The 25,657-nt window shown below is 68.3% G+C and carries 23 protein-coding genes, 2 tRNA genes and 1 other RNA gene; 11 read left to right on the plus strand and 15 right to left on the minus strand.

What is annotated here, in order from left to right; genetic code table 11:
• Positions 1 to 402: 402 nt before the first annotated feature.
• The 3 genes from QH270_RS16065 to QH270_RS16075 all read right to left on the minus strand — a co-directional run bounded on the left by QH270_RS16065 (position 403) and on the right by QH270_RS16075 (position 2,535).
• The gene (locus tag QH270_RS16065; protein ID WP_280342795.1) at positions 403 to 1,692 is read right to left on the minus strand and encodes an aminotransferase class I/II-fold pyridoxal phosphate-dependent enzyme; all 1,290 of its coding nucleotides are present in this window, start codon (positions 1,690 to 1,692) and stop codon (positions 403 to 405) included.
• A 149-nt stretch (positions 1,693 to 1,841) separates the two neighbouring features.
• An RNA gene (gene ffs, locus QH270_RS16070) (signal recognition particle sRNA small type) lies at positions 1,842 to 1,936 on the minus strand.
• A 26-nt stretch (positions 1,937 to 1,962) separates the two neighbouring features.
• The gene (locus QH270_RS16075) at positions 1,963 to 2,535 is read right to left on the minus strand and encodes a TetR/AcrR family transcriptional regulator (protein ID WP_280342798.1); all 573 of its coding nucleotides are present in this window, start codon (positions 2,533 to 2,535) and stop codon (positions 1,963 to 1,965) included.
• A 154-nt stretch (positions 2,536 to 2,689) separates the two neighbouring features.
• Here QH270_RS16075 and QH270_RS16080 point away from each other — a divergent pair, with 154 nt between their 5' ends.
• From QH270_RS16080 to QH270_RS16090, 3 genes are all read left to right on the plus strand, one after another.
• Positions 2,690 to 3,661, plus strand: coding sequence for a hypothetical protein (locus tag QH270_RS16080; RefSeq protein WP_280342800.1), 972 nt, complete (start codon positions 2,690 to 2,692; stop codon positions 3,659 to 3,661).
• A 66-nt stretch (positions 3,662 to 3,727) separates the two neighbouring features.
• Positions 3,728 to 3,815: transfer RNA gene (locus QH270_RS16085), tRNA-Ser, on the plus strand.
• A gap of 256 nt (positions 3,816 to 4,071) precedes the next feature.
• The gene (locus tag QH270_RS16090) at positions 4,072 to 4,488 is read left to right on the plus strand and encodes a DUF5994 family protein (protein WP_280342802.1); all 417 of its coding nucleotides are present in this window, start codon (positions 4,072 to 4,074) and stop codon (positions 4,486 to 4,488) included.
• Position 4,489: 1 nt separating this feature from the next.
• Here the strand turns inward: QH270_RS16090 and QH270_RS16095 are convergent, their stop codons facing one another.
• Positions 4,490 to 5,926, minus strand: coding sequence for a threonine/serine ThrE exporter family protein (locus QH270_RS16095; protein ID WP_280342807.1), 1,437 nt, complete (start codon positions 5,924 to 5,926; stop codon positions 4,490 to 4,492).
• Between the two features lie 346 nt (positions 5,927 to 6,272).
• Between QH270_RS16095 and QH270_RS16100 the strand changes: the two genes are divergently transcribed.
• The gene (locus QH270_RS16100; RefSeq protein ID WP_110038149.1) at positions 6,273 to 6,917 is read left to right on the plus strand and encodes a helix-turn-helix domain-containing protein; all 645 of its coding nucleotides are present in this window, start codon (positions 6,273 to 6,275) and stop codon (positions 6,915 to 6,917) included.
• A gap of 266 nt (positions 6,918 to 7,183) precedes the next feature.
• Positions 7,184 to 7,648 carry a helix-turn-helix domain-containing protein gene (locus QH270_RS16105; protein ID WP_280342810.1) on the plus strand — a complete coding sequence of 155 codons (465 nt, stop codon included), beginning with the start codon at positions 7,184 to 7,186 and terminating at the stop codon, positions 7,646 to 7,648.
• Here QH270_RS16105 and QH270_RS16110 read toward each other — a convergent pair.
• Positions 7,645 to 9,069, minus strand: a complete 1,425-nt coding sequence (locus QH270_RS16110) for a wax ester/triacylglycerol synthase domain-containing protein (RefSeq protein ID WP_280342812.1) — start codon at positions 9,067 to 9,069, stop codon at positions 7,645 to 7,647. The genes QH270_RS16105 and QH270_RS16110 overlap by 4 nt on opposite strands.
• Positions 9,070 to 9,154: 85 nt before the next feature.
• Positions 9,155 to 9,352, minus strand: coding sequence for a DUF397 domain-containing protein (locus tag QH270_RS16115; RefSeq protein WP_232996102.1), 198 nt, complete (start codon positions 9,350 to 9,352; stop codon positions 9,155 to 9,157).
• Positions 9,353 to 9,782: 430 nt separating this feature from the next.
• Between QH270_RS16115 and QH270_RS16120 the strand changes: the two genes are divergently transcribed.
• Genes QH270_RS16120 through QH270_RS16130 form a run of 3 tightly spaced genes read left to right on the plus strand, consistent with a single transcriptional unit; the run spans position 9,783 to position 11,945 of the window.
• Positions 9,783 to 10,271 carry a DUF309 domain-containing protein gene (locus tag QH270_RS16120; RefSeq protein WP_280342814.1) on the plus strand — a complete coding sequence of 163 codons (489 nt, stop codon included), beginning with the start codon at positions 9,783 to 9,785 and terminating at the stop codon, positions 10,269 to 10,271.
• Positions 10,272 to 10,280: 9 nt separating this feature from the next.
• Entirely contained in the window at positions 10,281 to 11,207 is a 927-nt protein-coding gene (gene gluQRS, locus QH270_RS16125) for a tRNA glutamyl-Q(34) synthetase GluQRS (RefSeq protein WP_280342815.1), read from the plus strand.
• Between the two features lie 42 nt (positions 11,208 to 11,249).
• Positions 11,250 to 11,945: an RDD family protein gene (locus tag QH270_RS16130; protein ID WP_280342817.1), complete on the plus strand. Its 696-nt coding sequence runs from the start codon at positions 11,250 to 11,252 to the stop codon at positions 11,943 to 11,945.
• Positions 11,946 to 12,011: 66 nt separating this feature from the next.
• Here the strand turns inward: QH270_RS16130 and QH270_RS16135 are convergent, their stop codons facing one another.
• Positions 12,012 to 12,551 (minus strand): DUF4190 domain-containing protein, encoded by a 540-nt coding sequence (locus QH270_RS16135; RefSeq protein ID WP_280342819.1) that lies wholly within the window; start codon positions 12,549 to 12,551, stop codon positions 12,012 to 12,014.
• A gap of 62 nt (positions 12,552 to 12,613) precedes the next feature.
• Here QH270_RS16135 and QH270_RS16140 point away from each other — a divergent pair, with 62 nt between their 5' ends.
• Entirely contained in the window at positions 12,614 to 13,387 is a 774-nt protein-coding gene (locus QH270_RS16140) for a queuosine precursor transporter (RefSeq protein ID WP_280342822.1), read from the plus strand.
• Positions 13,388 to 13,432: 45 nt separating this feature from the next.
• On the opposite strand, the gene tgt is transcribed toward QH270_RS16140, so the two are convergent.
• The 5 genes from tgt to QH270_RS16165 form a co-directional block, all read right to left on the minus strand.
• Positions 13,433 to 14,686, minus strand: coding sequence for a tRNA guanosine(34) transglycosylase Tgt (gene tgt / locus QH270_RS16145; protein ID WP_280342825.1), 1,254 nt, complete (start codon positions 14,684 to 14,686; stop codon positions 13,433 to 13,435).
• A gap of 41 nt (positions 14,687 to 14,727) precedes the next feature.
• Positions 14,728 to 16,635 (minus strand): ABC transporter ATP-binding protein, encoded by a 1,908-nt coding sequence (locus QH270_RS16150; protein ID WP_280342828.1) that lies wholly within the window; start codon positions 16,633 to 16,635, stop codon positions 14,728 to 14,730.
• On the minus strand, positions 16,632 to 18,365 hold the full coding sequence (locus QH270_RS16155; RefSeq protein WP_280342830.1) for an ABC transporter ATP-binding protein: 1,734 nt from the start codon (positions 18,363 to 18,365) through the stop codon (positions 16,632 to 16,634). Before QH270_RS16155 ends, QH270_RS16150 begins: the two co-directional genes overlap by 4 nt.
• Before the next feature lie 83 nt (positions 18,366 to 18,448).
• A complete protein-coding gene (locus tag QH270_RS16160; protein WP_280342833.1) occupies positions 18,449 to 18,925 on the minus strand; it encodes an RrF2 family transcriptional regulator in 477 nt (158 codons plus the stop codon).
• A gap of 60 nt (positions 18,926 to 18,985) precedes the next feature.
• The gene (locus tag QH270_RS16165) at positions 18,986 to 19,582 is read right to left on the minus strand and encodes a TetR/AcrR family transcriptional regulator (RefSeq protein ID WP_280342835.1); all 597 of its coding nucleotides are present in this window, start codon (positions 19,580 to 19,582) and stop codon (positions 18,986 to 18,988) included.
• A gap of 200 nt (positions 19,583 to 19,782) precedes the next feature.
• Here QH270_RS16165 and QH270_RS16170 point away from each other — a divergent pair, with 200 nt between their 5' ends.
• Together QH270_RS16170 and QH270_RS16175 are read left to right on the plus strand one after the other, a co-directional pair.
• Positions 19,783 to 22,077 (plus strand): MMPL family transporter, encoded by a 2,295-nt coding sequence (locus QH270_RS16170; RefSeq protein WP_280342838.1) that lies wholly within the window; start codon positions 19,783 to 19,785, stop codon positions 22,075 to 22,077.
• Positions 22,078 to 22,219: 142 nt separating this feature from the next.
• Positions 22,220 to 24,508 (plus strand): MMPL family transporter, encoded by a 2,289-nt coding sequence (locus tag QH270_RS16175; RefSeq protein WP_280342841.1) that lies wholly within the window; start codon positions 22,220 to 22,222, stop codon positions 24,506 to 24,508.
• 119 nt (positions 24,509 to 24,627) lie between these two features.
• Here the strand turns inward: QH270_RS16175 and QH270_RS16180 are convergent, their stop codons facing one another.
• From QH270_RS16180 to QH270_RS16190, 3 genes are all read right to left on the minus strand, one after another.
• The gene (locus tag QH270_RS16180) at positions 24,628 to 24,876 is read right to left on the minus strand and encodes a hypothetical protein (protein ID WP_308633185.1); all 249 of its coding nucleotides are present in this window, start codon (positions 24,874 to 24,876) and stop codon (positions 24,628 to 24,630) included.
• A 129-nt stretch (positions 24,877 to 25,005) separates the two neighbouring features.
• Positions 25,006 to 25,096: transfer RNA gene (locus QH270_RS16185), tRNA-Ser, on the minus strand.
• A gap of 46 nt (positions 25,097 to 25,142) precedes the next feature.
• Positions 25,143 to 25,577, minus strand: a complete 435-nt coding sequence (locus QH270_RS16190) for a nucleoside deaminase (protein WP_280342847.1) — start codon at positions 25,575 to 25,577, stop codon at positions 25,143 to 25,145.
• Between the last annotated feature and the right edge of the window lie 80 nt (positions 25,578 to 25,657).

Here is a 25,657-nt window from a genome sequence, read left to right on the forward strand (position 1 = left end):
ACCTTCCCGCAGCTGCCGGAACTGGAGAAGGCGATGGACGGGCTGGCCACCTGCGTTCTGCTCGCCGCCACCGAGAAGCTGCTCGAGCAGTAATTCTGGAGCGCTGGCGCGCTCGAGTCGGCGGCCCCTCGTGTCCCGCCGGTCAGGCACCGTGGCTTGCTCCTTCGTCGCCTACGCCACGGCGCCTGACCGGCGGGACGGCCGCCGACGGGCCCCGGGGGGGGGCCGGGCCCCCCAAGGGGGGGGGGGGGGGGGGGTTTTTGGGGGGAAAAGGGGGGGTGGGGGGGGGCCGCCCCCCCCGGGGCGGCGGCCGGGGGGGCCGGCCCCCCCCCCCCCCCCCCCGGGGCCCCCCCGGGGGGGCACACGAGGGGCCGCCGACTCGAGCGCGCCAGCGCTCCAGAATTACTGCTCGAGCAGCTTCTCGGTGGCGGCGAGCAGAACGCAGGTGGCCAGCCCGTCCATCGCCTTCTCCAGTTCCGGCAGCTGCGGGAAGGAGGGGGCGATGCGGATGTTCTTGTCCTCGGGATCCTTGCTGTACGGGAAGGCCGAGCCCGCCGCCGTCAGCGCGATGCCCGCGTCCTTGGCCAGCGCGATGACCCGGGCCGCCGTGCCCTCGAGCACGTCGAGGCTGATGAAGTAACCGCCCTTGGGCTCGGTCCACGACGCCACCTTCGAGGCGCCGAGGCGGTCCTCCAGGACCCGGCGCACCAGCGCGAACTTCGGCTCGAGCAGCCTGCGGTGCTTCTGCATGTGCTCGCGCACGCCCTCGGCGTCGGTGAAGAAACGCAGGTGCCGTAGCTGGTTGAGCTTGTCGGGACCGATCGACTTCTTCGACGCGTGCGACAGGTACCAGTCCAGGTTCGCCTTCGACGCGCCGAAGAAGCTCACGCCCGCGCCGGCGAAGGTGATCTTGGAGGTGGAGGCGAAGACCAGTGGCCGGTTCGGGTTGCCCGCCGCCGCGGCCATCCCGAGCACGTCGAGCACCGGCGCCGCGGTGTCGGTGAGCGGGTGCACGGCGTAGGCGTTGTCCCAGAACAGCCGGAAGTCGGGCGCGGCGGCCGGCATCGAGACCAGTTCGCGGACAACCTCTTCGGAGAACACGGCACCGGTGGGGTTGGCGTAGTTGGGCACCGCCCACAGACCCTTGATCTGCGGATCGTTCGCCAGCAGCGCGGCGATGGCCCTGGTGTCGGGGCCGTCGTTGTTCATCGGGATGGTGATCATCTCGATGCCGAGTGCCTCGGTGATCGCGAAGTGCCGGTCGTAGCCGGGGGCCGGACACAGCCACTTGATCGTCCCCTCCGCCGCCCAGCGGCGCGCGGAGTCGGGGGTGCCGTAGAGCATCGCGAACACGATGTTGTCGTGCATGAGCTCGAGGCTGGCGTTGTTGCCCGCGATCAGGTTCTCGACCGGAATGCCGAGCAGCTCGCCGAAGATGGCGCGCAGTTCGGGCAGGCCGTTGAGGCCGCCGTAGTTGCGGCAGTCGGTGCCCGATCCGTCGCGGAAGTCACCGTCACCGGGTAAGGACAGCAGCGCCGCGGACAGGTCGAGTTGTTCCGGCGATGGCTTACCTCGGGTGAGATCCAGCGTGAGCTTCTCGGTCTGGAGCGTCGCGTAATTCGCGGTCTGGGACTCGTGCTCGGACACGAGTTCCGCGTGGCTCATCAAACCGATCTGCGTTTGCCGGGGCATCCTGGGCAGCCTTTCGAAGCAGCTAGGTGGGGGGTACACGCCACGTTACCCGGCGGTTGCTCGGTATCGGTGGGGTATCCGGGGCCGGATGCGGCTCGCACACTGCGAAGGTGCGTAGGCGGATCGATCCGGCGGGGGTCCCCAGAGAATTAAGGGGACCCCGCGCACCCGGCAGAGCCCGTTGACCCTTGCTGCCTTCCGGCCCTGGGGGAGTTCACAGGATGCGCGCCGCGCGGGATCCGTCGGCCAGTGTAGCGGTTACCGGACGGGCTAGCGATCGGGGGGCGCGAACAGCAGGTCGGCGGCCCGGGCGAGCACCTCGAGGCGGGTCCGGCCCTCGTGGTCGGCGGCGAGGAAGTGTCCGCCGATCACCGCGCAGAACGCGAGCAGGCTGCGCGCCTCGACCTCGTCGGGATCATCGCAGAATTCGCCGATCGTCTCGCGCAGCAAGGCCATTCGGCGATTGTCGACGCGCCGCAGCCGCTCGGCGACGGTGTCGTCGCGGCGGGCCCAGGCCCGGATCGCGAGGTCGATGGGCAGCAGCCGGTTGCTGGAGAAGGTGAGCAGCCCGGCCAGCCTGGCCTTGGTCTTGGGGTCCTGACCGAGATGTTCGACCTGCTCGAGCACCTGGTCGACGGCTTCGCTCTCCCAGGTCTCGAGCAGGGCGAGCAGCAGCGCGTCCCGATCGGCGAAATATCCGTAGAACCCGCCCTTGGTGACACCGATCCGCTTGGCCAGCACCTCCACTCGCACGGCGTCGACACCGTCGGCCGCCAGCACCTGCAGGCCTTCCTCGATCCATCTCGCCCTGGGGGTTCGCGCGGCGCCCACGGTGTGCTCCACCCACTCTCGCTCGGCTGAGACCGCGACCGGCGGCCGGGGATCCAGTGTAGGCAGCGGGGCGGTCGGTGCCCGGGATCGCGGCGGGCTGGCTACGATCGGTGCAACAAAGACGCCAGGGGGATTCCCCACGACTCGGAAGTAGGGGTTTCCGCGCGTGACCGGTCCGAATACGCAACCGCCCGGCGATGGTGTCCCGCCGTCCGATCCCACGGTGCACTGGTGGGAACGCCCGAGTGCCGACGCCGCCCCGGCCCAGGCCGATCCGACCGTCCTGCGTGGCGACATCGGCGGCGGCTACACCGCGCCACCCGGGCCGTATCCGTCGACGGGTGACCCGTATCAGCAGGTCAACCCCTATGCCCAGGCCGGTGGCACGCCGCCGCCGAACTACTACGCGCAGCCGCAACCACAGCCACAGCCCTACGCGGCGATGCCGCCCCAGCAGCAGTGGGGCGCGCCGCCGCGGCCGCCGTCCTCGGGCAACAAAGTGGTGTGGTGGATCGTCGGCGGCTCGATCGCCGTGGTCGCGGTGCTGATCCTCGGCCTGGTCGTCCTGGTCAACAGCACCGACGACGAGTCGAACCCGTTCGGTCCGGATTCGTCCGAATGGGCGGGCGACTACGCGTTCAAGGACGGCATCAACGCCTGCGACCTGGTGGATCTGACCGTACTCAACCAGTGGTCGACCACCCGCGAGACCACCACGCACACCGAGCGCGGCCCGTCGGAGTACATCGGCGGCGGCTCCTACGACTGCGACGCCAAGAACAAGGAATCGGGCCGCTCCGGCAACGAGGCGAGCCTGTCGCTCGAGGTCGAGTTCAAGTCCAGCGGCACCGGCGAGTCCGACTACGCCCGCTGGAAGGGTTACGACACCAAGACCACCGGCAAGGGCTACGAGAACGGCGCGGTCACCGGCATCGGATCCGAGGCCTACTACGCGATCCAGCAGCAGACCTACAGCTCGCTGCCCAACGACTACTCCTACATCGTGGCCGCCCACGACAGCAATATCTCGGTGAAGGTGGAGCTGGACGTGTCCAAGATGGGCAGCTTCGAGCGCGCTGCCATGCAGACCGTGTGCGAGAACCAGGTCCGCAAGGTACTGGCCGCCCTGAAGAAGTAGCTGGTAGGACGCCTGTCCAGGGGCCGGTTTGGCATCGGCCCCCTGCCACCCGCTATGCTGCTCCACGGAGGATTCGCCTAGTGGCCTATGGCGCTCGCCTGGAACGCGGGTTGGGTTAACGCCCTCAGGGGTTCAAATCCCCTATCCTCCGCCACAGCAGGGCCCTGATCGGTTCGCCGGTCGGGGCCCTGTTTGTTGGATCGGTGGATCTGTCGGTGGGCGTCCGTAGAGTGACCCAGGACAGTGCGGGAGACCCCCACCGCTTCCACTCACCTGATGTCGCCGCTCGAGTGTGCGTGCCGACACAGTCGAGTGGGTACCCAGACCCAGTGCCCGTCCGTAAACGGACGGCGTGCGCCGGTCGATGTCTCGTCGACCGCGCCCCCAGAATTCAGGAAGAACCGCAAACAGTGAATACATCACCTGACACGACCATCGGCCGCGGCGCGGCCGGGCCGATCCGGCTGATGCTGCGTGACCGGACCGCCACCACCGGCGCCATCGACGGCGCCTGGTGGCCCCGGACCGATCAGCCCATGACCGAACTGCACCAGCTGGTGCAGGCCGTCGCCCCGCGCATCGGCAAGCTCGCCAAGCTCGGATTCGACTGGAACGCCCTCGAATCCGGCGCGACCGGCCCTGCCTCGCAGATCATGCACCTGGTCGGCAGCAACGACGCCGCCCTCGCGCTGCTGGTGATCCCCGCGGCGACCGAGGCCGCCGCCGCGCGCAGCCAGATGCGCTGGGCCGCGGGCAAACCACGCATCCAGGACCCCGCGCCGGCCGAAACGGCCGCCGACGGGCCACGCACCCTCGTCCAGACCTAGGTCACCGGTCGCTGGTGTAGGTCGGGTCGAAGTCGCGGGGCGTACCGCGACGGGCGAGCAGACGGTCGAACCATTCGCCGAGGACGACGCCGGCGGCGAGCGCGCAGCCGACACCGAAAGCGCCGAGGATCTGCCCGAAGCCGAGCAGCGATTCGTCCTCGAGCAAGGCATACAGACCGCGGTACACCTTCAGACCCGGCAGCAGCGGCGTGATGCCCGCGACCGCGACGACCAGCGGTGGCGTGAGCGCGCGGCGCGCCATCAGACCACCGGCCAGGCCGACGAGCGTCGCCGCCATGCCGGAGGCGACGACCGGTCCGAACCCGATGTCCTGGGCGACGAGGAAGGCCACGGTGCCCGCCGCGCCGCTGAGCCCGGCGGCGAACAGCGCCCTGCGCTCGGCGTAGCACGCCATCGCGAAGGCGATCGCGGCCACGGCACCGGCCGCCACCTTGATCGCCAGATACTCGGTGTCGCGCCCGGCGCTCGCCGCGATCTCGGGCACCTTGATCCCGAGCATCGTCGAAACCCGCAGGGCCAAGCCGATACCCGCGACGATGCCGCCGGTCATCATCACCACTTCGAGCATGCGGGCCGCGGCGGTGATCGGCGCACCGGTGATGGCGTCCTGGACCGAACCGACCAGCTGCTGCCCACTGAGCAACACGGTGATCCCGGCCGCCACGATCAGGGCCGCGTCGGCTTGCCAGTGTTCGTCGAACGCCGACAGCGCGATCGCGGGCGCGGCGGCGATCACCCCGCCGACCATGTGCTGGAAGAAGATCGGCAGGCCGAGCTGATGCAGGGCCCGGTTGACCACGTCGATCAGCGCCGTCGTGGCGAAGCTGATGACGGCCAGGACCGCACCGCCGCCGAGCAGCACCGCGATCGCCGCCGCCAGCAGTGACCAGCCCGCCGTCGACACCCACCGCGGGTACGGGTGGCGGGTGGAGACGATCTCGTCGAGCGCCGCGTGCGCCTGATCGACCGGGACGACGAACGCGCGGATCAGGCGGGTGAGCCGGTCGACGGCGGCCAGCCGGGTGAAGTCGAGGGAGCGGTACTTCACGATCCGCATGTCGCTGGCCGGTGGCAGCAGCGTGCCGCGGTCGGCCGTGATGCGGATGGCGTCGAAGGTCACATCGATATCGCACTTGTCCAGGCCGTAGGTGGAGGCGATGAAACGCACCTGCGCCTCGGTGTCGGTGACACCGGTGCCTGCGGCCAGCACCACCTCGCCGACCCGCACGGCGAGGTCGAGTACCTGCGAGACCTCGGCGTCGTCGCTGAGGTCGATCGGGCGCAGCGGGGCGGGCGCGGCGGTGATGTTGTCGGCCGTGGCGCGCTGGGCGGGCAGGATGAAGAAGGGTCGGCGCAATCGCAACCGGTGCCACAGGCTGGGGCGCTCCTCGCCGTCCACCATCGCGTCCGTACTCATATGTCGACCGTAACGGCGTGCGGTGCGGATCATCCTTCTGCAACAAGTTCGTCAACGTGTCGTCTTGTTTCGGCGCGTCCGGGAGTCAGATGTCTTCGATCAAACCGGTGCTGTAGGCCGTCGCGGCGAGGTGTTGCAGGCAGCGCGGACCGCACCCGTCGTGCTCAGTCAGTACGAAACGGGCCTGCTGGAGCGAAGAGATGGGAGAATCGGCGACGCAGTCGGCATGTGCGCGGCGCCAGCGCTCTTCGCGAGCCAGGATCGCGGCGCGCGACGACGGCGGGTCCGGGGTTGACGTGTCGAACAGGGTGTGACGGTAGGGGCCGGCGATGGAGGCGATAGCTGTATGAACACCGGGACGGGGAAGGTCATCCAGGAGCGGCGGCGGTTGCTCGGGCTGTCGCAGCCCGCGCTGGCCACCGCGATCGGGGTCAGTTCGCGCCAGATCACCAGGTACGAGTCGGAGGAACAGTCGCCGACGCTGCCGGTGGCGATCCGGTTGGCCGAGGCGCTGCAGATCTCGCTCGCCGAACTGGCAGGCATCGTCGACAACCGCATCGACCTCGCGGGCCGGTGGTGGGCAGCCTGGCAGAAGGCGGCGCAGCACGGTGAGCAGGTCGAGGTGACGCCGGTGACGATCCGGCACGAGGGCGACCACCTGCTCATCGACGCCGACGCCGAACCCACTGCCGCGCACGATGACCCGGCCGCGAAGATGCGGGGCGAGATGCGCGTGTGGGACGGTGACGCGCTCACCGGTTGGGTCCGCGGCATGGACGTCTCCTGGCCGATCGGCAGCATCTACTACTCGCTGCACCCCCAGGGCGCTCATGCGGTCGGCTCGTGGACGACGAAATCCGGCGAGGACGGTGTGGTGCGCGGCTGGAGCGCGCTGGCGCGGGAGCGCTCCGACGCCGAGGATCTGCTCTCCGAGCTGGTCCGCACCGACGGCGCGGTCGAGTCCTGGCCGCGCAGCCCGCGTTCGGCCTGAAGCCGCCGGTAGATCTCGCCCACCGTGGGGCCCGTGTCCTCGGTGGGCGGTAGCAACAGCAGGAAGCGGATCAACGCGCCGAATACGAACAGTCCCACACCAATCCACAGGTAGATGTCCATCTGTTCCCCTCCGAACCAGTCGATGCCTGCACGGGTGGCGCGTATGGTGGTGTCGAAGCCGCCGGAGAAAAGTATGGTCGCCGTCAAGACCTTTTGGACAGCAAAAAGCGTCTACAAACGTCTACAGTTCTCTACGATGGGTCCATGTCCAGTCGGGGCGAGCAGGGGAACGGCGCGACGACCGTCGTCGGTGCGCGATTGCGGCGACTGCGCGAAGAGGCCGGACTATCACTGACCGCGCTCGCCACCCGCGTCCCGTACAGCAGGGCCGCGCTCGGACACTACGAAACCGGCACGCGCACAGTGCCTTCCGAGGTGATCGCCTGGTACGAGCGGATCCACGCGCAGACCGTGCCCGTGCTGCCCGCCACCCGGCGTCGCGATCCGCGCGCCGCCGACTCCGCACTGGTGCAGGCGATCGCGAGCGGGCTCGGCGCCGCCAGGCCACTCATCGAGATCGGCCACCCACATCGCGGCGACACCGGCTACTTCTGCCCGTTCCGCATCGACGGCGTCGTCGAAGGCGAAGCCGCCGGAACAGATCCGGCGACGGCACTGCACTCGGCGCTGCGTGCCATCGGCCTCGAGCTCGGCCGAGCAGGCGACTAGTGCGCCCCGACGACGTCGTCCAGCGCGGCGGCGAGCAGGGCCAGGTAGCGCTCGGGATCGGTCAGCACCGCCACGTCGAAATGCACTGACAGCGTGATGGTCTCGCCGATGCCGTGCAGGCCGTGGGTGAGGTGCATGACCGTGCCGAGGGCGGGAAAGCCGCCGGTGAACAGCACGGGCGCGCCGGCGAAGGCCAGGTCGGCCGGGCCGCGGTAGACGCTGGAGACCACGGTGTTGCCGTTGATGGCCGCCGGCACCGAGTCCAGGTCGGCCCGCGCGACATCACGGGCGGCGAACAGCGGCGGCACGCTGGCGCCGACCCGATCCTGGGCCGCGCGTAAGGGATTCAGGACGCGGGTGCGGCGCGAGGCGAGGTCGTCGGCGATCAGGCCGGCCCTGGCGGCGAGATCGGGCTCCTCGATGTGGAGATCGATCGACAGGCTGTGGAAGTTGTTGCGCGCGCCGTCGGTGGGGACGGCCATCAGCACCGCGGAGCCGAGCCGCGATGGGGCCTCGCCTCGCTCGTCCAGATAGGTCGCGAGGGCGTGGGAGATGACCGTCAGCGCGACGACAGTGAGGGTTCGGCCCGGCACGCGCAGCGCGGAGCGGTCGAGCACGAGCATCCGCACGCGGTGGTCGAGGGCGCCGACCGGTGTCGCCGGATTCAGCGGCCCCGCCGCGAATCCCGGCGTGGCGGCGGGGACCTCACCGGCGGCAGTACGCCGCGCCATCTCCTGCTGTGCCCGGAGGGCGGCCCGGCCGTGCCAGGCGGTCGCGAGGACCCGCTGTGGAAAACGCAGGAGCCCAAGCGCTCCCGGAAGGACGGTTCCGGTGGTCCATCCACAGATCTGTCCCCAGGAATCCACAGGCCGCGCGGGAGTTTTCACAGGTCCGACCGGGCGATCTGCCGAGTTGTCCACAGGCATGCCGGGACCCCTGTGGACAACTTCGGCATCGGCCGCGAACAACGACCGCGCGATGGCGGCCGCCCGGGTGCCGTCGGCGAGGGCGTGTGAGAGCTGGAGCACCACAACGAGAGCGGGCCCGGCCGTGGTCGGCACATCGCGGACACCACGGAAAACATGGATACGCCAAGGGCTTTCGGTGGCATCGACGCCGGTGCCCAGAAGTTCGCCCACCCGGTCGAGCACGGTGGGCCAGGCCGCGTCGCCGGGACCATGGGCGACGAATTGCTGGGGCGTGAATTCGGCGCGTTCCCACCGCGGATAGTCCAGATTGCCGGGAATCTCGCGCAGCCGGATCCGCAGATCCGGAATGGTCGCCGCCCGCGCGGTGACGAAGGCGCGGAGTTCGGCTGTGGACGAACCGGTTTCGGTGAAGCAGTAAAGCAGGAACATGTCGTTGGCGGTGCGGCGGGACAGCCAGAACATGGTCGCGTCGCGCGGCGCCATCGAGGTCATCCGGCCACGATAGGCCACCACAGAGAAGGCCCCGAGTCCTACCGACCCGGGGCCCGTGCTGCCTTCATGAGGCGCATCGTGCGGTTCAGCCGCGCGCGAACTCTCCCGCGGCCACATCCGCTAAGAAGGCCCGCCACTCGCCCGAACCGAAGGCGAGGATGGGTCCGCGGCCGCGGTCCTTGGTGTCGCGGACCGCGACATCGCCACCGGCGAGAAAGGCGACTTCGACGCAGTTCCCGTCGGGTCCGCTGTAGCTGCTCTTCCGCCACACAGCGTCCGTCACATCAACCTCCACGGCACTTACTCCTTTGCATGATCGAGAACGGGATTACTCCAGGAATCGTTGCCACATTCCGAAATCCGGCGCGATCGACGAGTTACTTCGTGACAGACACAGCACTGTCACACGGTGCGCGCAACCGACCGGCACGAACCAGCGCATCGAGGCTTTCCGCCTCCGGGGGCTGCCCCCGCGGAAGAAACACTAGCAGGTCTTCCGCAAGTTTGCGGATGAGAATTTGCTTTCTCATACAGGTTTGCCAAGCTTGCGAAGCTTCACGTTTGCGGAGACATTGCCGGGGCTCTATACCCATTCCATATCCGGCTGACACATCAACAATTACTTCCATGTGATTAGTCCGTGATACGTCAAACTCTCACCCGTCCCAAGCGCCCCGTGCGCACCACGGGCGCGGGGTGTGGATCATGGAGGAATGATCTCCCGTGACCGCGACGCCGCAGGTCGTGCCCGCAATGACCGCCCACGAGACCGACTCGGTCGGCCGCTACCGCCCGGCAGTGCCGGAGTCGCCCGAATTCCGGACGATCTCGAGCTCGGCCCCCAGCAAACTCTCACCTTCGCTCAGCAACTGCTGGACGACGGATTGGCATTCAATGCCCATGAGGTATTGGAAGCGGCATGGAAGAACGGGCCGGTAGCCGAGCGGATGCTCTGGCAGGGCCTGGCCCAGTACGCCGTCGGCATCACCCACATCCAGCGTGGCAATGCCAAGGGCGCGGGTACGCTCCTGCGCCGCGCGGGCGAGCGACTCGGCGCCTATCCGGCGAACGCGCAGCAGCACGATGTCGACCGCGCGGGCCTGATCGCCCACGCCGAGGCCCTGCTCGCCGCGCTGGGCACGGGGTCCCCCATCCCCGACGACCAGCTGCGGCCACGGCTGCGCCGGGAGCCCACCACCTAGGATGGTCCGGTGCCAACCAGCCCATCCACCGGCGCGGGCCGGTACGCCCCGAGCCCGTCGGGTGATCTGCACATCGGCAATCTGCGCACCGCGATCCTGGCCTGGCTCTTCGCCCGCACCACCGGGCGCGCGTTCGTGCTCCGCGTCGACGACCTCGACCGGGTCCGCCCCGGCGCCGCCGAACGCCAGCTCGACGATCTCGCCGCCATCGGCATCGACTGGGACGGCCCCGTGGTCTACCAGTCCACCCGGCTACCGAGCTACGACGCCGCCGTCGCCCGGCTCACCGCGGCGGGACGCACCTACGAATGTTTCTGCACCAGGCGCGAAATCCAGCAGGCCGCCACGGCGCCGCACGGCCCGATGGGCGCCTACCCGGGGACCTGCCGCGACCTGACCGAGGCGCAGCGCGCCGAAAAGCGCGCGCAGGGACGCCCCGCCGCGCTCCGGCTGCGCGCCGAGGTCGACGAGTACACGATCACCGATCTCCTGCACGGCGAATATCGCGGAGCCGTGGACGATCTGGTGCTGCGCCGCGGCGACGGCGTCCCCGCCTACAACCTGACCGTCGTGGTCGACGACGCGGCACAGGGTATCGATCAGGTGGTCCGCGGCGACGACCTGCTCGCCTCGACACCCCGGCAGGCCTATCTCGCCGAACTGCTCGGCCATCCGGCGCCCGTGTACGCGCACGTGCCGCTCGTGCTCAACCGGGAGGGCAAGCGCCTGGCCAAGCGCGACGGCGCGGTGAGCCTCGCCGACCAGCGCGCGCTGGGCAACACGCCCGGGGATGTGGTTGCGGCCATCGCGAATTCGCTCGGCTACACCGCGCGCACAACAGCCGAGCTCCGCGAAGTGTTCGAGGCCCAGCGCATCCCGGCAAAACCGTGGATACTCGAGCCCATCGGGTTGTTCCGACCAGAGGGATGTCCGTAACGTACGCAGCGACCGATCTACTGATCACGACGAGGACGAATTATGACCAGCGGTGGTTACGACCCCAATCAGTACCCGCAGGGCGGTCAGCCCGGCGGCTACGGCCAGGACCCCTACGGCCAGCAGCCCGGCTACGGGCAGCAGCCGGGTTACGGCCAGCAGCCGGGGTACGGGCAGCAGCAGCCGTACGGCCAGCCCCAGCCCGGCTACAACCAGGATCCCTACGGCCAGCAGCAGCAGCCGGTGTACGGGCAGGACCAGTACGGCCAGCCCTCCTACCCGCAGGATCCGTACGGCCAGCAGGGCTACGGCGGCGTGCAGCCCGCTGATCTCGGCATCCGGATCGGCGCGCGCATCATCGACAACCTGATCGTCGGTATCCCGGTGGCGATCGTGGTGTACCTGATCTTCACCGGTACCACCGCGCAGATCGTCCAGGGCCTCGTCGGCTCGCTGGCGCTCTACGGCTACTTCATCGCGATGGAAGTCACCCAGGGCACGTCGCTGGGCAAGAAGATGCTCGGGCTGCGCGTCGTCGCTCCCGGCGGTGCCCCGAACCTGACCCCGGAGCAGTCGGCCAAGCGCAACCTGTTCCAGATCGTCGGCCTGATCCCGTGCGTCGGCAGCCTGGTGAGCCTCGGCCTGGCCATCTACATCATGGTGACCATCTCCCAGGACCCGAACAAGCAGGGCTGGCACGACAAGTTCGCCGGCGGCACGCAGGTCGTCAAGGGCTGATCGTCTGCTGACGAAAACGTCAGGGGCGCTTCCGGATCCGGAAGCGCCCCTGATCTCGTTTCGTGGTCAGTACGTCGACGTGGACGAATCCAATCCGCCCGCTACGCCGAGCACGATGACGAACACCACATAGAGCAGGCCGAGGACCAGGGTGATCGCCCCGATCCAGATACCGGCAAGCGCCATGCCGCGGCCTTCACCGCCGCGCTCCTTGATCTGGTTGAGCGCCATCACGCCGAGGACGATGCCAACGATCGAACCGACGCAGGTGCACAGCCCGACCAGCGAGGACACCAGCGCGCCGATCGCCAGTCCGTTGGTGCCCTGCGGCTGGGGGTACGCGCCGTAGGGCTGATAGCCCGGCGCCGGGGTCGCACCATACATCGGCGGCTGCTGCGGATACTGCGGCGCCGACGGCTGCTGGTAGTTCGGGTACTGCGGCTGCGACGGCGGCGGGGCAGGCTGCTGCGGGTACTGGGGCGCGGAGGGCTGCGACGGCTGTTGCTGGGGGTACTGCGGCACCGAACCCGGCGCGCCGGACTCCGGCGACACGCCGGAGCCGCCGTACTGCTTCCACCATTCGTCGGAATCGCCGGGATTCGTCATTCGTACAGCCTATTCCACAACCGCCGCCCGTGAGGCACCCCGACCTTGGTTGGATAGAGGCCGTGACTGATGCAAACTCGCTCGACAAACCCGCCGGATCTGGACACCCCGCGCCCGAACACGCGGCATTCGCCCAGGTCGCGCGGGGGTTCTATCCGGTTATCGTCGCCGTTTTCACCGCGACACTGATCATCTCGAACATCTGCGCCACCAAGGGCGTCGAGTTCTTCGCCGACTCCTCGGTGATGCTCGGCCCGCTGCAGATCCTGCCGATCGCCACCGACGGCGCCTTCTTCCTCTTCCCGCTCGCCTACATCCTCGGTGACGTGCTCAGCGAGGTGTACGGCTTCCGCGCCACCCGCCACGCCATCTACACCGGCTTCGCCGCGCTGCTGCTGACCGTCGGCGCGTTCGCGATCGCCATCCGCCTGCCCGCCGCCGGTTTCTACGAGAACCAGGAGGCGTTCCGCACGGTGCTCGGCACCACGCCCCAGCTGGTACTCGCCGGGCTCGCCGGGTATTTCGTCGGTCAGCTGCTCAACTCGGCCACCCTGGTGCTGATCAAGGAGCGCACCAAGGAGAAGCACCTGTGGGCCAGGCTGCTCGGCTCCACCGTCGTCGGCGAGTTCGCCGACACCCTGATCTTCTGCTCGATCGCGGCAACCGCCATCGGCATCGACAGCTGGCAGTCGTTCGTCAACTACGTGATCGTCGGCTTCCTGTGGAAGACACTGGTCGAGATCATCGTCATGCCGCTCACCTACCGCGTGATCGCGTTCCTCAAGAAGACCGAACCGACCTACGCGCCGGCGCAGGCCGACGCGCTGCACGACTGAGCGCGCGAGGCGGCGGGCCGGATGCCGGTCCGCCGCTTCGCGTCTCTAGGCGCCGGGCGCCTTGATCCGGCCCTGCCACTGCCCGAGGAACTCGGCCTTGAACTCGTCGAAGTAGCCGCCCTCGATGCTCGCCCTGATCCGGTCGACCAGCCGCACGGTGAACCGCTCGTTGTGGATGGTGCAGAGCGTGGCCGAGAGCATCTCCTTGGCCTTGAACAGATGGTGCAGGTAGGCGCGGGTGTAGTGCGCGCAGGTGTAGCAGTCGCAGTTCTCGTCGATCGGCGTGAAGTCGCGGCGGAAGCGGCTGGTGTTGATGTTGAACCGGCCCTGGTCGACGTAGATCGCCGCGTTGCGCGCCACCCGGGAGGGATTCACGCAGTCGAAGGTGTCGGCGCCGTTCTCGATCGCGACGAACATGTCCTCGGGTTCGCTGATGCCGAGCATGTGCCGCGGCTTGTGTTCGGGCAGCTCGTCGCAGCACCAGCCAACGATGGTGCCGAGATTGTGCTTCTCCAGCGCGCCGCCGATGCCGTAGCCGTCGAATTCCGTTCCGCCGGAACCACGGATCGTCTCCAGTTCGCGACAGGCCTTGCGGCGCAGGTCTTCGTACTGCGCGCCCTGGATCACCGCGAACAGCGCCTGGTAGGGGCGGTGGCCGCGTTCGCCGGTGAGCTTCTCGTGCTCGTCGATGCAGCGCTGCGCCCACTCGTGCGTGCGCTGCAGCGACTTCTCCTGGTAACCACGGGTGTTCAGCAGGGTAGTCAGCTCGTCGAAGGCGAACATGATGTCGGCGCCGAGCTGATGCTGGATGCCCATCGACACCTCGGGGGTGAAGCGATGCTTCGAACCGTCCAGGTGGGAGCGGAAGGTGACGCCGTCGTCGTCGACGGTGGCCAGGCGTTCCTTGCCCTCGGCGATCACCTCGTCGGAGCGGATGTCGACCGCCTCCATGGCCAGCACCTTCTTGAACCCGACGCCCAGCGACATCACCTGGAAGCCGCCGCTGTCGGTGAAGGTGGGCCCGCCCCAGTTCATGAACCGGCCGAGGCCGCCCGCCTCGTCCACGATGTCGGCACCCGGCTGCAGGTACAGGTGGTAGGCGTTGGCCAGCAGCGCCTGGGCGCCGAGGTCCTTCATGGTCTCGGGCAGCACCGCCTTCACCGAGGCCTTGGTGCCGACCGGGATGAAGGCGGGCGTGGCGATCTCGCCATGCGGGGTACCGATGACGCCGGTACGTCCGTGCCGCCCGCCGTCGAGACGGGTGCCTACGGTGAAGGAGAACTCGCTGGGATCGGCCACCAGCCCATCGTGCCAGGGCCGGTGGCCGCGGTATCCAGGGGCTACAGTTCCGCCGCGGCGAATTGGGCGTTGTAGAGGCGGTAGTACGCCCCGCGCTCCCCGAGCAGCCGCTCGTGGTTGCCGTGTTCGACGATGCGGCCCTTCTCCATCACCACGATCAGGTCGGCGTCGCGGATGGTGGAGAGGCGATGGGCGATCACGAAGCTGGTCCGGTCGCGGCGCAGGGCCGCGGTGGCGTGCTGGACCAGCAGTTCGGTGCGGGTGTCGACCGAGCTGGTCGCCTCGTCCAGGATCAGGATCGACGGCTTGGCCAGGAACGCGCGGGCAATGGTGATCAGCTGCTTCTCGCCCGCGCTGACACCGCCGCCCTCCTCGTCGATCACCGTGTCGTAGCCGTTGGGCAGCGAATGCACGAACCGGTCGACATAGGCCGCCCGGGCCGCGGCCTGGATGTCGTGTTCGGAGGCGTTCGGATTGCCGTAGGCGATGTTCTCCCGGATCGTGCCCTTGAACAGCCAGGTGTCCTGCAGCACCATGCCGATCCGCGAACGCAGGTGGTCGCGGGTGATGGTGGTGATGTCGACGTCGTCGATGGTGATGGTGCCCGCGTCGAGTTCGTAGAACCGCATCAGCAGGTTGACCAGGGTGGTCTTGCCCGCGCCGGTCGGGCCGACGATGGCGATCACGTGCCCCGGCTCGGCCACCAGCGACAACCGCTCGATGATGGGAACGTCCGGCTCATAGCCGAACGACACCGCCTCGAACTCGACCCGGCCGCGATCGACCGGCCGCGCGTTCTCCACCACCGGATCGGGACTTTGTTCCTCGGCATCGAGGATCTCGAAGATCCGCTCCGCCGAGGCGACGCCGGACTGCAGCAGATTCGCCATCGCGCCGATCTGGGTGAGCGGCTGACTGAACTGGCGCGAGTACTGGATGAAGGCCTGCACCTCGCCGAGCGAGAGATTGCCCGTCGCCACCCGCAGCCCGCCGACCAGCGCGATGAACACGAAGTTCACGTTCCCGAGGAACATGATCGCCGGCATGATCAGGCCGGAGATGAACTGCGCCTTGAAGCTCGCGTCGTAGAGCTTCTGATTGCGCTCGTCGAACTCCTTGCCGACCTCGCGGCCACGGCCGAAGGCGGTGATGATCTCGTGGCCGGTGTACGCCTCCTCGACCGAGGCGTTCACCGCACCGGTGTACTTCCATTGGTCGACGAAGTGCGGCTTGGACCGCTTGGCGATCTGGGCGGTGACCACGATCGCGGCGGGCACGGTGAGCAGGGCGATCAGGGCCAGCAGCGGTGAGATCCAGAACATCATGATCAGGATGCCGACCACGGTGAACAGCGAGACCAGCAGTTGGCTCATCGTCTGCTGCAGGCTCTGCGAGACATTGTCGACATCGTTGGTGACGCGGCTGAGCACATCACCGCGCGGGGAGGTGTCGAAGTAGCGCAGCGGCAGGCGGTGCAGCTTGTCCTCGACCTCGTCGCGCAGTCGTTTGACGGTCCGGTTGATGACGAGGTTGAGCAGGTATCCCTGCAGCCAGCCGAACACCGAGGCCGCGACGTAGAGCGCGAGCACGAGCATCAGCACCCGGCCGACGGCGTCGAAATCGATACCGGTGCCGGGGACTACGTCCATCGCCGAGAGCATGTCGGCGCGGGTGTTCTCGCCCCGGTCACGCAGCAGCGCGATGGTCTGCTCCTTGTCGAAGCGGGGATCGAGCTGCTTGCCGACGAAACCGTCGAAGACCAGGTTGGTCGCCTTGCCGAGCAGGTACGGGCCGAGCGTATTGAGCACCACCGAGACGATCACCAGCGCGATGATCATGCCGACGGTGAACCGCTCCGGGACGAGCCTGCCGAGCAGACGCTTCAGCGAGGGTCCGAACGATTTGGCCTTCGTACCCGGGGCGCCGGGGCCGGGAGCACCTGGCCTCATCGAGCCTCCTCCACACTGAGCTGGGACTCGACGATCTCGCGGTACTCGGAGCACCGTTGCATCAACTGGTCATGGGTGCCGATGCCAGCCATCGCGCCGTCCTCCAGGACGACGATCTGGTCGGCGTCGCGGATGGTCGCGATGCGCTGGGCGACGATGATCACCGACGCGTCGGCCGTCTCCGGCTTCAGCGCGGCGCGCAGCCTGGCGTCGGTGGCGACGTCGAGCGCGGAGAAGGAGTCGTCGAACAGGTAGACGCGCGGCCTGCGCACCAGCGCGCGGGCGATGCACAGCCGCTGGCGCTGACCACCGGAAACGGTGGTGCCGCCCTGCGCGACCGGCGTCTCGAGCCCCTGCGGCATCTCGCGCACGAAGTCGGCCGCCTGGGCGACCTCGAGCGCGCGCCACAGCTCCTCGTCGGTGGCGTCGGGCTTGCCGTAGCGCAGGTTGCTCGCCACGGTCCCGGAGAACAGGTACGCCTTCTGCGGGACGAGACCGATGCCGCCGCGCAGGCTTTCGAGATCGAGATGGCGCACATCGGTGCCGCCGACGTAGACGGCGCCGTCGGTGACATCGATCAGCCGCGGGATCAGGTTGATCAGCGTGGTCTTGCCCGAACCGGTCGAGCCGACGATCGCGGTGGTGGTGCCCGGCGCGACCTGGAAGCGGATGCCGCGCAGCACCGGCTTCTCGGCGCCGGGGAAGGCGAATTCGGCGAACTGCAGGTCGACCATGGCCGGGTCGGCGGCGAAGGGCTGCGTCAGCCGCGGTGGGCGGACCGAGGACTCGGTCTCGAGCACCCCGCCGATCCGGTCGGCCGAGACCGCGGCGCGCGGCGCCATCATGGCCAGGAACGAGGCCATCATCACGGCCATCAGGATCTGCATGATGTAGGACAGCATCGCGGTGAGCGAGCCGATCTGCATGGTGCCGTTGTCGACGTGGTGACCGCCGAACCAGATCACCGCGACGGCGGTGACGTTGCTGATCAGCATGACCGTCGGGAACATCAGCGCCATCAGCTTGCCGACCCGCACCGAGGCGTCGGTGAGCGAGGTGTTGGCCATCCCGAAGCGCCAGATCTCCTGCCGCTCCCGCACGAACGCGCGGACCACGCGAATGCCGGTGATCTGCTCGCGCAGCACCCGGTTGACGTTGTCGATGCGCTCCTGCATCTGCCGGAAGCCGGGCACCATCCTGGCCACGATCGTGCCCATGGCCAGCGCCAGCGCGGGGACGGCGATGAGCAGCAGCCAGGACAGGCCGAGGTCCTCGCGCAGCGCCATGATGATGCCGCCGACGCACATGATCGGCGCCATCACCAGAATCGTCACCGACATCACGATCAGCAGCTGCACCTGCTGGATGTCGTTGGTCGAGCGGGTGATCAGCGACGGCGCGCCGAACATGCCGACCTCGCGCGCCGAGAACGTCTCGACCCGGTGCAGCACCCCGCCGCGCATGTCGCGGCCCGCGCCCATCGCCGCCTGCGCGCCGAAGTACACCGACGACGCCGAGGCCACGATCTGCACACAGCTGACCGCGAGCATCCACAGGCCGGTGGTCCAGATGTAGCCGATGTCGCCCTTGGTGACGCCGTTGTCGATCAGATCGGCATTGAGGCTGGGTAGGTAGAGCATCGCGATGACCGAGACCAGCTGGAGGACGATGACCCCGGTGAGCTGGGTGCGGTAGGGGGCCAGATAGGTCCGCAGCAGGGTGATCAACATGATGGGTCGAAGGCTACCCCGAGCGAATGCCCCACGCCCCGGACTTTTGCCCGCCTGTGGATGGTTTCAAACCTGTGGACAACTCACGGCGCGGCCGGTGTTCTCGGCTCCCGCCGGGCCCACGCCCCGGGGTCGGCGATCAGCTCACCGACGAAGCCGGGCAATCGGTCGGCCGCGATATCGGCGATCGACACGTTCTCGAGCACGGCCCGGATGTTCACGCGCAGCGCGATCCACACCCGCTGCAGCGGTTCGGCGGCGCCGGGGTAGCGCACATCCTCGGGGCGCTGGCCGCGCACCGAGGCCAGCGGCGATTCCACGGCCCGGATCACATCGGCCACGGAGATCTCCGACGCGGGCCGGCCGAGCCGGTAACCACCGTCGGGGCCTCGCCTACTCAGGACGAGATCGGACCGGCGGAGCTCGGCGAGCACGGACTCGAGCACCTTCGGTGGGATCTGCGCGGCCGCGGCGATCGCCTCGGCCTTGACGACTCCGTCGGCCGCGGCGAGCTCGAGCAGCGTTCGCACCGCGAAATCGACCCTGGCGGAGATATGCACGGCCTCGAACTTACGCGGTGCCCCCGGCGGCAGCGGTCGGTGGCCGGGGCGGCCTGCCGCTCAGGCCGAATGCGAACAGCCGGTCAGCACGCAGGTCGCCGCGTCGAGCAGGGTCTTCTCGACGAGCTCGTCGGCCGCGTCCGGAGCGAATTCGCTCGACAGCAACGCCACCCCGAGCACCTCGATGGCGGCCGCGGCGCGCAGCAACGACGCCGGAGTCGGGTCGGGGCCCGCCAGCCACAACCGCATGCCCCTGGTCGGTTCCAGCAGGTCGGGATAGCGATCGGCGATGGCGTTGACGATCGCGGCGGTGTCGCGGACGCACAGCGCGCCCGCGTCGCGGTGCCGGATCATGCCGCGCAGGTAGCCGCGCAGGACGGCCCGAATGCCCTCGTCGTCGTACGGGACCGCGTCGATGTCCTCGGTGACGCCGCGGAGGTGATCGATGATCGGATCGATGATCGCGAGTAGCAGATCCAGTTTCGACGGGTAGTGGTAGTAGAGCGAGGCCTTTGTGATTCCCACCATATCGGCGACCTCACGGAGGCTCGATTGCTCGAATCCTTTGGCGGTGAAGAGCTGCACCGCGGCGTCACGAATCGCCTTTTTAGTGCCTCCACCTGCGGTAACGGTGTCGGCGATCTCTCGCGCTGCCATGTGGCAATCCTTCCATGACTCCGGGTAGCGTCTCGCGCAGCCCCGAAAACTGAGGTTGCCTCTCCACTTATTACCTCGGTAGTCTACCTACCGCACGGTAGGCAGAAAACGACGATGTGGAGGCGGGTCGTCAGGGGTGACCCGCGAGTGCTGTCTACGAGCCTGATCCCACCCGAGTTCTTCGCGCTAGGAGCACCCTCGTGTCCGTATACCTCTACCGATGGGGAAAGTTCGCTTTCCGCCGCAAATGGATCGTGCTACCGGTCTGGCTCTTGCTGTTCCTGCTGCTCGGCGGCATCGGAGCCTCCCTCAGCAAGCCGATGACCAACGACTTCTCGATGCCGTCGCTCCCCTCGGAGCGCGCGAACCAGATCCTCGACAAGCACTTCCCCGGCATGTCCGAGCAGTTCAAGTTCGACGCCGTCTCGGGTACCTATGTCATCGCCGCCCCGGAGGGCCAGCAGCTCACCGACCCGGCCAACCGCGCCGCGATCGACGCCCTGATCACCAAACTCAACGGCCTCGACATCGTCGATCACGAGAAGCCGCTGATGAACCCGGTCGACCTGACCGAGAAGATGGGCTGCCTGACCACCCCGGATCCGTCGGTGTGCTCGGGTGCTCCGCTCAACGTGCTCAACGCGACCGAGCCGAAGACCGTCGCGACCCTGAGCGTGCCGTTCACCATCTCCGGCGTCACCGAGGTGACCGACGAGGAGCGCGCGAAGGCCTACGACGTCGCCGACGAGGCCCGCAACGCCGGGCTGACCGTGGAGATGAGCGGCTCGATCGCCGCCAAGCAGGAGCAGCCAAGCGGTAAGTCCGAGATGATCGGCATGGGCGTCGCGCTGATCGTGATGGTGGTGGCCTTCGGCGCCATCGTCGCCGCGGTCGTGCCGATCGTCACCGCGATCGTCGGCCTCGGCGCCGCGACCTCGCTGATCATGCTCGGTACCTCGGTGATCGAGGTGCCCAGCTTCACCACCTTCCTGGCCTCGATGATCGGCATCGCGCTCTCGATCGACTACGCGCTGTTCATCGTCTCCAGGTACAAACACGAACTGGCCGTGCGGGAATCGGCCGAGGAGGCCGCGGGTACGGCGCTCGGCACCGCAGGCTCGGCCGTGGTGTTCGCCGGCCTGACCGTCATCATCGCGCTCGGTGCGCTCAGCATCGTCGGCGTGCAGTTCCTGACCTTCATGGGTCTCGGTGGCGCGATCGCCGCCGCGTTCGCGGTGCTCACCGCGATCACCCTGATGCCCGCCCTGATGGGCGCGTTCGGCAAGGCGCTGTTCAAGCCGAAGCTGCCGCTGGTCGCGCAGAACGATCCCGAGGACGACAACTCGGTCACCCTCGGCCAGCGTTTCGGCCGTCTCATCGGCAAGGCCCCGTGGGTCGCGCTGATCCTGTCGGTGGTCGTGCTCGGTGCGCTCGCCGCCCCCGCGGCCGGGCTGAACCTCGGTCTGCCCGGCGAGGATTCGATGCCCAAGACCTCCACCGTGCGCAAGGCCTACGAGCTGCGCACCGAGGGCTTCGGTGAGGGCAGCAACGGTGTGCTCATGGTCGTCACCGACCTGAGCGCGGTGCCCGAGGGCCAGCGTGAGGCCGCGGTCGGCGCGCTGCGCGAGCGGCTCGCCTCCTACGAGGGCATGGACTACGTCACCGAGCCGCAGTGGAGCGAGAACAAGCAGGGCGCCATGCTCAACGGCGTGCCGAAGTCCGGTCCGAACAACCAGGCCACCAAGGACCTGGTCGCCGAGGCCCGCGGCGCCGAGCAGGACCTGAAGGCCCAGTACGGCATGGAGTACGGCATCACCGGCACCACCGCCATCTACGCCGACGTCGACCACGTGCTGCTCAGCAAGATCGTGCCGTACCTGGCCATCGTGGCCGGCGCCGCGTTCATCCTGCTGATCCTGGTGTTCCGCTCGATCCTGGTCCCGCTCACCGCGGCGCTCGGGTTCCTGCTCTCGATGGCGGCCACCTTCGGCGCGACCGTGCTGATCTTCCAGGAGGGCTGGCTCGGCCTGATCGAAGATCCGCAACCGCTGGTCAGCTTCCTGCCGATCATGTTGATCGGCTTGGTGTTCGGCCTCGCGATGGACTACCAGGTGTTCCTGGTGACCCGCATGCGTGAGGAATTCGTACACGGCAAGTCGCCCAAGGACGCGATGGTCGCCGGCTACCACCACGGCGCCCGCGTCGTGACCTCGGCGGCGATCATCATGATCTCGGTGTTCGGCTCGTTCATCCTGGAAACCGATGTCACGGCGAAGTCGTTCGGCTTCGCGCTGGCCGCCGGTGTCGCGATCGACGCCTTCATCGTCCGCATGATCGTGGTGCCCGCGCTGCTGGTCATCATGGGCAAGTGGTCCTGGTGGATGCCGAAATGGCTCGATCGTGTGATCCCCGATATCGACGTCGAGGGCTCCAAGCTCGAGCAGCTGCGCGCCCAGAGTGGCGAGACGGTGAAGCAGCCGGTCCCGGTCGGCTGATCATCCACAGCGCACGACCCCGCAATCCCTGGTGGATTGCGGGGTCGTCGTTTTTTTCGAGAGTGGCTGGCAGACTCGGAACCAGTTAGACCCGGCTGTACCTCCCGATCCGCGCTTCGCATCGATCACCGAGGAGAAAACCGTGTCCGTCTATCTGTACCGGTGGGGCAAGCTGGCCTTCCGCCGCAAGTGGATCGTGCTCCCCGTCTGGTTACTGTGCTTCTTCGTGCTCGGCGGCCTCGGCGCCCAGCTCCAGAAACCGATGACCGACGACTTCAGCATGCCCAACCTGCCGTCGGAGCGGGCCACCGAGATCCTCGACAAGCACTTCCCCGGCATGTCGGAGGCCTTCGCCTTCGACGCCGTGACCGGCACCTACGTCGTCGGCGCGCCCGCCGGGCAGAAGCTCACCGACCCGGCCAACCGGGAGGCGATCGACGCGCTCATCGGCCGGCTGGAGCAGCTCGGCATCGTCGACCACAGCAAGCCGATCCCGAACCCGCTCGCCCAGGCCGAGGAGATGGGTTGCCTAGGCGCGGAGCGTGATCCGTCGACGTGCAGCGGCGCCCCGGTGAACGTGCTGAACAAGACCGAGCCGGACACGGTGGCCTACTTCAGCGTCCCGTTCACCATCAAGGAATTCGCCGACATCACCGCCGAGGACCGCGACGCCGCCTACGCCGTGGGCGACGCCGCCCGCCAGGCCGGGCTCACCGTGGAGATCAGCGGCACCATCGCGATGGAACAGGAGATGCCAAGCGGCAAGTCCGAGATGATCGGCATGGCGGTGGCCCTGGTGGTCATGGTCGTGGCTTTCGGCGCGATCGTCGCCGCGTTCGTGCCGATCATCACCGCGATCGTCGGCCTCGGCGCCGCGACCTCGCTGATCTTCCTGTCCACCTCGGTGCTGTCGATCCCCAGCTTCACCACCTTCCTGGCCTCGATGATCGGCATCGCGCTCTCGATCGACTACGCGCTGTTCATCGTGTCCAGGTACAAACACGAACTGGCGGTGCAGGATGCGCCGGAGGAGGCGGCGGGCACTGCGCTCGGCACCGCGGGTTCGGCGGTCGTGTTCGCCGGTCTCACCGTGATCATCGCGCTGGTCGGGCTGAGCATCGTCGGCGTGCGGTTCCTGACCTTCATGGGTCTCGGCGGCGCGATCGCGGCGGCCTTCGCCGTGCTCACCGCGATCACCCTGATGCCCGCCCTGCTCGGCGCGTTCGGCAAGGCCCTGTTCAAACCGAAACTGCCCGGCATCGCCAAGCACGATCCCGAGGACGACACCGTCGTCACCAACGGCATGCGCGTCGCACGGGTGATCGCGAAGGCGCCCGCGGTGACGATGATCCTGGCCATCGTGGTGCTCGGCCTGCTGGCCGCGCCCGCGCTGAACCTGAGTCTCGGTCTGCCCGGCGAGGATTCACTGCCCGAGTCGACCACCGTGCGCAAGGCCTACGACCTGCGCACGGAGGGCTTCGGCGAGGGCAGCAACGGCGTGCTGCAGATCGCCGTCGACCTCAGCGAGACGCCCGCCGACCAGCGCGAGGCCGCGCTCGCCGCATTGCGCGAGAAGCTCGCCTCCTACCCGGACATGGAGCTGGTCACCGAGGCGCAGATGAGCCAGGACGGCGCCGGTGCGCTGATCAACGGCATTCCCGACGCCGGCCCGAACGCCCAGTCGACCAAGGACCTGGTGCAATCGGCCCGCGACGCCGAACCGGCCCTGAACGACCAGTACAAGATGGCCTACGGCATCACCGGAACCACCGCCATCTACGCCGATATCGACCACGTGCTGCTCAGCAAGATCGTGCCGTACATGGCGATCGTGGCGGGCGCGGCGTTCGTGCTGCTGATCCTGGTGTTCCGTTCGATCCTGGTCCCGCTCACGGCCGCGCTCGGCTTCCTGCTGTCCATGGCGGCCACCTTCGGCGCGACCGTGCTGATCTTCCAGGAGGGCAAGCTCGGGCTCATCCAGGACCCGCACCCACTGGTCAGCTTCCTGCCGATCATGTTGATCGGCTTGGTGTTCGGACTGGCCATGGACTACCAGGTGTTCCTGGTGACCCGCATGCGCGAGGAGTACGTGCACGGCGCCTCGCCGACCGACGCGGTGGTCAAGGGCTATCACCACGGGGCGCGCGTGGTGACCTCCGCGGCGATCATCATGATCTCGGTGTTCGGCTCGTTCCTGCTCGAGACCGACGTGACGGCCAAGTCCATGGGCTTCGCGCTGGCGGCGGGCGTCGCGCTGGACGCCTTCGTCGTCCGCATGGTGCTCATCCCGGCCCTGCTGGTGCTCCTCGGCAAGTGGGCATGGTGGATGCCGGCCTGGCTCGACAAGATCGTCCCCGACATCGACGTCGAGGGCGCCCGGCTGCGCGAGCTCCAGGATCAGCGCAAAACCCCGGAACCCGCGCGTACGTGACCACTACGGGTTTCCGGCCGCCTCGGAGCCGAGGGGCGAGACGTACCGCCGAAGGCGCAGTATCGCCCCTCGGCTCCGAGGCACAAGGGGCCGGAAACCCCGCGGCGCCAGCCGCCATGTCACTGACTCGGCTGGGGTACCTCGCACTCGCTGACCCGCGGGTTCAGGCCGATGTAGTTGGCCGGACCCGCGGCGGCGGTGACCGCGATCGTCGCCCACGCCGAGCATTCCTTGGGCAGTGACGCGAAGTAGTGTCGCTGGCCCGCGGCGAGCAGCCCCACGGCCACCCAGCCGAGGACGACGAGAACCATGAGCTTCCCCCCGAGCCCGATCCCGGACTTCGCGGGTGGCGGCTGTCGCCCGCGCATATGACATCGTTCCTTCCCGGATTTCGGTACTACCAGTCTATTACGTCCCGTCCCGGTGGGAGGGGCCGTACCGAGTGAACAGCCGACGAAAAAGAGCCCCTCACCTGGCATATCAGGTGAGGGGCTCCGTGGCGGTGGCGGAGGGATTTGAACCCTCGGACGGGGGTTACCCGTCACACGCTTTCGAGGCGTGCTCCTTAGGCCGCTCGGACACGCCACCGCCGACTACGATACCGGAGCGGGTGCCTGATCGTTAAATCGGCTGGTCAACGCTGGTTTCGGAAGAAATCGTCCAGAAGCGCGACACACTCCGCTTCGAGGATTCCACCGCGCACCTCGGGACGATGGTTGAGCCTGCGATCGCGGACCACGTCCCACAGCGAACCGACAGCGCCGGTCTTGGGCTCCCACGCACCGAAGACCACCTTGCCGACCCTCGCCAGGACCAACGCTCCCGCGCACATGGTGCACGGCTCGAGCGTCACCGCCAGGGTCGCGCCCTCGAGCCGCCACCCATCGCCGTGTACGGCCGCCGCGGCCCGCAGGGCGAGCACCTCGGCGTGCGCGGTCGGATCGCCGAGCGCCTCCCTGGCATTCGTGGCGCGCGCGAGTTCGCGGCCCTCGGCATCGAAGACGACGGCGCCGACCGGCACATCGCGCGGGTCGGCGGCGGCGGCGGCCGCGATCGCGGCGCGCCGCATGTCCAGCAGCGGCACCTGGCAGACGATCGCGCCGAACAGTTCCGGGTAGCGGGTGAGCATCACGCCCATCAGCAGTCCGC

The sequence above is a fragment of the Nocardia neocaledoniensis genome, from assembly GCF_029868625.1.
Taxonomy (GTDB): domain Bacteria; phylum Actinomycetota; class Actinomycetes; order Mycobacteriales; family Mycobacteriaceae; genus Nocardia; species Nocardia neocaledoniensis_A.

Excerpts from the sequence above, each read along its gene's own strand:
- QH270_RS16065 (WP_280342795.1), bottom strand. The coding sequence starts at position 1,692 with ATGCCCCGGCAAACGCAGATCGGTTTGATGAGCCACGCGGAACTCGTG.
- QH270_RS16095 (WP_280342807.1), bottom strand. The coding sequence starts at position 5,926 with ATGAGTACGGACGCGATGGTGGACGGCGAGGAGCGCCCCAGCCTGTGG.
- QH270_RS16100 (WP_110038149.1), top strand. The coding sequence starts at position 6,273 with ATGAACACCGGGACGGGGAAGGTCATCCAGGAGCGGCGGCGGTTGCTC.
- QH270_RS16105 (WP_280342810.1), top strand. The coding sequence starts at position 7,184 with ATGTCCAGTCGGGGCGAGCAGGGGAACGGCGCGACGACCGTCGTCGGT.
- QH270_RS16110 (WP_280342812.1), bottom strand. The coding sequence starts at position 9,069 with ATGACCTCGATGGCGCCGCGCGACGCGACCATGTTCTGGCTGTCCCGC.
- QH270_RS16120 (WP_280342814.1), top strand. The coding sequence starts at position 9,783 with ATGATCTCCCGTGACCGCGACGCCGCAGGTCGTGCCCGCAATGACCGC.
- QH270_RS16130 (WP_280342817.1), top strand. The coding sequence starts at position 11,250 with ATGACCAGCGGTGGTTACGACCCCAATCAGTACCCGCAGGGCGGTCAG.
- QH270_RS16135 (WP_280342819.1), bottom strand. The coding sequence starts at position 12,551 with ATGACGAATCCCGGCGATTCCGACGAATGGTGGAAGCAGTACGGCGGC.
- QH270_RS16150 (WP_280342828.1), bottom strand. The coding sequence starts at position 16,635 with ATGAGGCCAGGTGCTCCCGGCCCCGGCGCCCCGGGTACGAAGGCCAAA.
- QH270_RS16155 (WP_280342830.1), bottom strand. The coding sequence starts at position 18,365 with ATGTTGATCACCCTGCTGCGGACCTATCTGGCCCCCTACCGCACCCAG.
- QH270_RS16165 (WP_280342835.1), bottom strand. The coding sequence starts at position 19,582 with ATGGCAGCGCGAGAGATCGCCGACACCGTTACCGCAGGTGGAGGCACT.
- QH270_RS16180 (WP_308633185.1), bottom strand. The coding sequence starts at position 24,876 with ATGCGCGGGCGACAGCCGCCACCCGCGAAGTCCGGGATCGGGCTCGGG.
- QH270_RS16190 (WP_280342847.1), bottom strand. The coding sequence starts at position 25,577 with ATGCGGCGCGCCGCGATCGCGGCCGCCGCCGCCGCCGACCCGCGCGAT.